Origin of the sequence: Mesorhizobium sp. M7A.F.Ca.AU.002.02.1.1, from assembly GCF_003998535.1 — a bacterium.
In the GTDB taxonomy this organism is placed as follows: Bacteria; Pseudomonadota; Alphaproteobacteria; order Rhizobiales; family Rhizobiaceae; genus Mesorhizobium; species Mesorhizobium ciceri.
Genome location: NZ_RZPB01001207.1, coordinates 1 through 1,208, shown reverse-complemented (window position 1 = coordinate 1,208; position 1,208 = coordinate 1). Strand labels below are relative to the sequence as shown.

Below are 1,208 nucleotides of genomic sequence, written 5' to 3'. Positions count from 1 at the left end.
GCGCTGAACGGTGGCAAGGATGCCGGCTTTGCCGGTATCCGGCGCGACCTGCCCGTCAGCATCGTCGGCGGCGAGAAGGATCCGGCTTCCGACTATGGCAAAGGGATCACCCATCTTGCCAATCGCATGCGCAAGATGGGCTTTTCGAATCTGGTTTCAAAGGTTTACGCCGACACCCGCCACGAAAGCCTGAACGAGGTGAATCGCGACATTATCATGGATGATTTCGCCGCCTGGGCCGACGAAGTCCTCAAAGCGTGACGGATTGGCCCATTGCAAGAGCCGTGACAGCCGTTGCAGGGCTTGATAGAGGCTCTGCTTTCGCAGCAATCGCAGTGATTGCGGCAACCACGGTGATCCATGGCTGAGCCCCCGCTGAAAGGCGTCCGCGTCGTCGAACTCGCCCGCATCCTTGCCGGGCCATGGGCCGGGCAGTTGCTTGCCGATCTCGGCGCCGATGTCATCAAGGTCGAGAGCCCCGATGGCGGCGACGACACCCGCAAATGGGGCCCGCCCTTCGTCATGGGCAAGGACGGCGAGAACCTGTCGGCCGCCTATTACCATTCCTGCAATCGCGGCAAGCGCTCCATCGCCATCGATTTCTCGACCCCGGAAGGCGCCGAGACGGTGCGCCGGCTGGTCGCCACTTCGGACGTGCTGATCGAGAACTTCAAGCTCGGCGGCCTGAAGAAATACGGCCTCGACTATGACAGCCTGCGCAAGATCAACCCGCGCCTCGTCTACTGCTCGATCACCGGTTTCGGCCAGGACGGTCCGTACGCACCGCGCGCCGGCTACGACTTCATCATCCAGGCCATGGCCGGCATGATGTCGATCACCGGCGAGGTCGGCCGCGAGCCGCAAAAGGCGGGCGTTGCCATCTCGGACATCTTCACCGGCCTTTATTCGGTCATCGCCATCCAGGCAGCACTGCGCCATGCCGAGCAGACCGGCGACGGTCAGCATGTCGACATGGCGCTTTTCGACACCCAGATCTCGGCGCTCGGCAACCAGAATTTGAACTATCTCGTCTCCGGCAAATCGCCGGTGCAGATGGGCAATGCGCATATGAACATCGCCCCCTACGAGGTGGTGCCGGTCCGGGATGGGCACATCATCCTGGCGGTGGGCAATGACGGCCAGTTCGCCAAATTCTGCGCTGCCGTCGGGCTGGACGACCTGCCTGCCAATCCAGACTTCGCCACCAA

The 1,208-nt window shown here is 62.3% G+C and carries 1 protein-coding gene and 1 pseudogene; both read left to right on the top strand.

The window, feature by feature from the left end:
- Positions 1–261, top strand: a pseudogene (locus EN879_RS36500) (alpha/beta hydrolase); the annotation flags it as partial.
- Between the two features lie 99 nt (positions 262–360).
- The coding region (locus EN879_RS36495; protein WP_164774865.1) for a CaiB/BaiF CoA-transferase family protein at positions 361–1,208 on the top strand (848 nt) is incomplete at its 3' end.